Origin of the sequence: Streptomyces sp. NRRL S-1022, from assembly GCF_000720135.1 — a bacterium.
GTDB lineage: Bacteria > Actinomycetota > Actinomycetes > Streptomycetales > Streptomycetaceae > Streptomyces.
Window position 1 is genome coordinate 1 of the sequence record NZ_JOIU01000070.1, and the last position, 4,064, is coordinate 4,064.

Here is a 4,064-nt window from a genome sequence, read left to right on the forward strand (position 1 = left end):
CCCCACCCGGCAACCGGCACCCCATACCCACGATCACCACCGGATCAGCCCCACCACCCACCCCACCCACCGACACCGACGACACCACCGACACCACACGCCCGCCCCGACCGGAGAGTTCGGCTGTGAGGTGGTCGGCGAGGTCGGCCGGGGTGGGGTGGTCGAAGACGAGGGTCGCGGGCAGCCGCAGGCCGGTGGCGCCGGCGAGGCGGTTGCGCAGTTCGACGGAGGTCAGGGAATCGAAGCCCAGGTCGCGGAAGGCGAGTCCGGGGGTGATCGCGGCGGCGTCGGAGTGGCCGAGGACGGTGGCGGTGTGGGCGGCGACCAGGGACAGCAGGTCCGACGCGGGGACCTTCGGCGTCGGCAGGGTCTGCGGCATCGAGAGGTCGGCCGTGGTCAGCGCGGGACGTCCGGCGGCCAGCGCGGTGTCGAACATGGCCAGGGCGCGTTCGGTGCTCATGGGGCGGATGCCCTTGCGGGCGAGGCGTTGGCGGTCGGCCGCGGTGAGGTGGGCGGTCATGCCGCTCTCCTGCTCCCAGTGGCCCCAGGCCATCGACACGGCGGGCAGTCCGAGGGTCTGCCGGTGTGCGGCGAACGCGTCGAGGTAGGAGTTCGCGGCTGCGTAGCCGGCCTGGCCGGCGTTGCCGAGTACGCCCGCGGCCGCGGAGAACAGCACGAAGGCGGCGAGGTGATGCTCGCGGAGCAGCTCGTGCAGGTGCCAGGCGCCGTGGACCTTGGGACGCAGCACCCGGTCGAGCTGCTCCGCGGTCAGCCGTTCCACGACGGTGTCGTCGAGCACGCCGGCCGCGTGCACGACCGCGGTGAGCGGATGCGCGGCCGGGACCGAGTCCAGTACGGCCGCCAGCGCGTCCCGGTCCGCGACGTCACAGGCCACGACCCGCACGTCGACGTCCCCTTGCGGCTCCAGGTGCGGCACCGCGCCGCCGCCGCGGCTGACGAGCAGCAGGTGCCGTACCCCGTAGCGGGACACCAGGTGGCGGGCGACGCCCTGGCCGAGGGTGCCCGTGCCGCCGGTGATCAGCACGGTGCCGTCGGGGTCGATCGGCTGGGGGACGGTGAGGACGATCTTGCCGATGTGGCGGGCCTGGCTCATCAGCCGGAAGGAGGCGACGGCCTGGCGGAGGTCCGCGGCGGTGACCGGCAGCGGCTCCAGCGCCCCGTCGGCGACCATCGCGACAACCCGGGAGAGGATGTCGCCCTGCCGCGCGGGGTCGACGTCGTTGAGATCGAAGGCCCGGTAGATCAGGCCCTCGGGTGAGCGGACGTCCGTCTTGCCCAGCTCGACGAACCGTCCACCGTCGGCGAGCAGCCGCAGGGAGGCGTCGGTGAGTTCTCCCGCGAGCGAGTTGAGGACGACGTCCATGGCCGGGAACCGGTCGGCGAACCGAGTGTCGCGGGACGAACCGATGTGGTCGTCCGCCAGTCCGAGGCGCCGCAGGGTGTCCCACTTGGCGGGGTTCGCGGTGGCGAAGACCTCCGCGCCGCTGTTCAGGGCCAACTGGATGGCGGCCATGCCCACACCGCCCGCGCCGGAGTGGACCAGGACCCTGTCGCCGGGGCGCAGTTCGCCGAGGTCGAACAGCCCGTACCAGGCGGTGGTGAACGCGATGGGCACCGACGCCGCCTCGGTGAAGCTCCAGCCGTCGGGGATAGCCGTCAGGAGCCGGTGGTCGGTGACCGCGCGCGGCCCGAAGGCGCCGGGCATCATTCCCATGACGCGGTCGCCGGGCCGCCAGGCCGTGACGCCGGGGCCGACCTCCAGGACGGTGCCGGCCGCTTCGCCGCCCAGCGGGGGCCGGTCCGGGTACATGCCGAGGGTGATGAGCACGTCACGGAAGTTCAGGCCGGCCGCGCGTACGGCGACCCGTACCTGCCCGGGTTCCAGCGCGGCCTCGTGCCAGGGCAGCAGGGCCAGGTCGTCGAGTTGCCCGGTGCCGGACTCGCTCAGCCGGTACGCGCCGTCGGGGGCGGTCAGTTCCGGCGCGTACCTGGCCTGCCGCGGTACGAGGACACCTTCCCGGCGCAGGGCCAGTTCGGGTTCGTCGCCGGCTGTCATGGCGGCCCGGACCGCGTCCTCCTCGGACGCGTCGCCCATGTCGACCAGGACGAACCGGCCGGGGTGTTCGACGGCGGCGCTGCGGACCAGGCCACCTACGGCCGCGCCGGCCACGCCGCGGGTCAGGACGGCCAGGCGTGCGGTCGCCCGCTCCGGCTGCTCGGCCAGGAAGTCCTGGACGAGCGCGCGGGCCCGTTGGACGAGGGCGTGCACGGAGTCAGCGTCGGCTTCCGCGGTGAGTACCGGGCTCGGCACCACCTCGGTCGGTGTGCTCGGGGTGAGCGGCACCCACTGGGTGTGCAGCACCGCGGCCCGGGCCTCGGCGGCCGGACGGACGGTCAGCGCGGTGATGTCCGCGACCGGGTTGCCGGACAGGTCGGTCAGTGTCACGCGGTAGGTGTCGGTGCCCGTGCGGGCCAGGTGGACCCGGGCGGACGACACACCGGTGGCGTGCACGGCGACGCCGGAGAAGGAGAACGGCAGCCGGACCCGGGTGTCGGGGCTGAGCAGGATCAGCGGCTGGAGTGCGGCGTCCAGGAGCGCGGGGTGGATGCCGAAGCGGGCGCCGTCGGGGACGGACACCTCGGCGTACAGTTCGTCCTCGCCCTGCCACAGCTCCCGCACGCCCCGGAACGCGGGTCCGTACTGGTATCCGAGTCCGGCGAGGAAGGCGTAGAACCCTTCGGGGTCCACGGGTTCGACGTTTCTCGCGGGCCAGTCGAGGCGTCCGGCCGGCACCTGGCCGCCGAGAGTTCCGGACGCGTGGCGGACCCAGCCGTCGCCGCCCTTGGAGTGCACGGTGACCGGGCTGCGGCCGGTGTCGTCCGGGGCGCCGACCGAGACCTGGATGTCCGTCGGCGTGTCCGTGAGCGCGAGGGGCAGGTGCAGGACGAGGTCGTCAAGGGTCCCGCCGGCCGAGGTGGCGAGTTCGAGGAAGGCGGTGCCCGGCAGCAGGACCGTGCCGTCGACGGCGTGGTCGGCCAGCCAGGGGTGGGTGCGGGTGGAGACGCGGCCGCTGTGCACGGTGCTGCCGTCGGGCAGTTCGACGGTGGTGCCCGCCAGCGGGTGTCCGGTGCCGTGGTCGCCGGCCGCGGGGGTGAGCCAGTAGGTGCTGCGCTGGAAGGCGTAGCTCGGCAGCCTGACGCCGTGCGGGCGGTCGTGCGGCCAGGTCACGGCGACGCCCTGGACGTGGAGACGGGCCAGGGCGGTGAGGAATTCCCCGATGGCGCCGTGGTCGCGGCGCAGGGTGCCGGTCGCCACGCCGTCCAGGTCCTGCACCAGCACCGGGTGCGGGCTGACTTCCACGAACACCTCGTGGCCGTCGGCGGCGAGCCGGGCGGTGGCCAGGTCGAACCGTACGGGCTCGCGCAGGTTGCGGTACCAGTAGCCGGCGTCGAGGGCAGAGGTGTCGACCGGTTCCGCGGTGACCGTGGAGTAGAAGGGAATCGCGGCAGGCCGGGGCCGGATGTCCGCGAGGTCGGTCAGAAGCTGCTCGCTGACGGCCTCGACCTGCGCGGAGTGCGCCGCGTAGTCGACGGGGATGGCGCGGGCGCGTATGCCGTCCCTGGCGCAGGCCGCGAGCAGTTCGTCCAGGGCCCCGGGTTCGCCGGACACGACGACGGTCGAGGTGGAGTTGACCACCGCGACGGTGATGCGGTCGCCCCAGGGGCTCAGGTAGCCGGCGGCGTCGTCCGCGGACAGCGCGACCGAGACCATTCCGCCGTGTCCGGCCAGGGCGACCAGGGCCTTGCTGCGCAGGGCGACCACCTTGGCGGCGTCGTCCAGGGACAACGCGCCCGCCACGTACGCCGCCGCGATCTCGCCCTGCGAATGCCCCACAACGGCATCAGGCTCCACACCATGAGCACGCCACAGCTCGGCAAGCGCGACCATCACCGCGAACAGGGCCGGCTGCACCACATCCACCCGCTCCAGCGAGCCACCACCGACCAGCACCTCCACCAACGACCAGTCGGTATACGGCGCC

1 protein-coding gene is annotated in these 4,064 nt (G+C 73.6%); it reads right to left on the bottom strand.

Annotation, left to right across the window (positions count from 1 at the left end; genetic code table 11):
- On the bottom strand, nt 1-4,039 hold a 4,039-nt coding region (locus IG05_RS0140700; RefSeq protein ID WP_078894887.1), incomplete at its 3' end, for an SDR family NAD(P)-dependent oxidoreductase.
- Between the last annotated feature and the right edge of the window lie 25 nt (nt 4,040-4,064).